Origin of the sequence: Stenotrophomonas sp. Sm6012 (assembly GCF_030985895.1) — a bacterium.
GTDB lineage: Bacteria > Pseudomonadota > Gammaproteobacteria > Xanthomonadales > Xanthomonadaceae > Stenotrophomonas > Stenotrophomonas forensis.
Window position 1 is genome coordinate 1 of record NZ_JAPTFX010000282.1, and the last position, 1240, is coordinate 1240.

General features: G+C 64.1%; 1 protein-coding gene. It reads right to left on the reverse strand.

Going from position 1 to position 1240, the window contains the following annotated elements; all coding sequences use genetic code 11:
* Window positions 1–26: 26 nt before the first annotated feature.
* Window positions 27–1177, reverse strand: a protein-coding gene (locus tag O0J73_RS22380; RefSeq protein ID WP_201022396.1) for an IS3 family transposase whose coding sequence is annotated in 2 segments (ribosomal slippage) — window positions 27–922 and window positions 922–1177 — 1152 coding nt in all. Because the reading frame shifts where the segments join, the coding sequence is not laid out codon by codon here.
* Window positions 1178–1240 lie beyond the last annotated feature (63 nt).

Sequence of the window (1240 nt, forward strand, 5' to 3'; positions counted from 1 at the left end):
TGGACCGGCCAGAGTTCTGTAGACACTCAGTTGCCGCTCTGCGCGTAGCGCCTTTCAAACTCTACCGGTGACACGCCGCCAGCGGAACCATGCCGGCGGATCGGGTTGTAGAACATCTCGATGTAGTCGAACACGTCCGATGCTGCCATGGCGCGTGTCGGGTAGATCCGTCGCTTGATCCGCTCCTTCTTCAAGACGCTGAAGAAACTCTCTGCAACGGCATTGTCGTGGCAGTTCCCGCGACGACTCATGCTCGGCACCATCCGGTGCGCTTTCAGGAACGACTGCCAATCGCTGCTGGTGAACTGACAGCCCTGATCCGAATGCACCAGCACGCCTGGGCCCGGCTTGCGCCGCCAAGCCGCCGCCACCAGCGCCTGCAGCACCAGATCGCTGGTCATCGTCGGCGCCGTCGCCCAGCCCACGATCTGGCGCGAATACAGGTCCATCACTGCCGCCAGGAACAGCCAACCTTCGTAAGTGCGGATGTAGGTGATGTCCGTGACCCAGACCTTGTTCGGGGCCTCTGGCGTGAAGTCCCGGTTGAGCACATTGGTCACCAGGCCCACGGGGCCGCCGCGATGGCGCGGCTTGCGGCCATACCCGACCTGCGCACGCAGGCCTTCTGCCTTCATCAGCCTAAGGACGCGGTGCCGGCTGCAGCGCTCGCCGGCCTCGCGCAGGTCCAGGGTGATCTTGCGGTAGCCGTACACCGTGCCGCTGGCCAGCCAGTGATGCTTGATCAGTCCCAGCAGACGCTGATCCTCGCGCTCGCGAGCGCTGGCGCCATGGCGCAGCCAGGCGTAGTAGCCGCTGCGCTGCACGCCAAGCACCCGGCACATCGCCACCAGACGGAACTCGCGGACGTGCGCACGCATGAACGCGTACTTCGCCCTTACCCCTTGGCAAAGTACGCGGCGGCTTTTTTTAGGATGTCGCGCTCCTCGGTCACCCGCCGCAGCTCGGCCTTGAGCCGGCGGATCTCGGCTGAGTCGGTCGGCGCTGCTGCAGCACCGGATGCCGGTGTCGCCTTCCTGGCGGCCTGCACCCATCCATAGAGCGTGTGCTTGGGAATACCGATCCGGGAGGCGACGTCCACCACCGTGAAGCCACGCTCGATCACCTGCTTCACCGCCTCTGCCCGGAACTCATCCGTGTACTGCTTGCTGTTGCCCATAAACACCTCGGTCATTGCCATCAATTATGGCAACCGGATGTCTACGAAAGGCTGGCCGGTCCA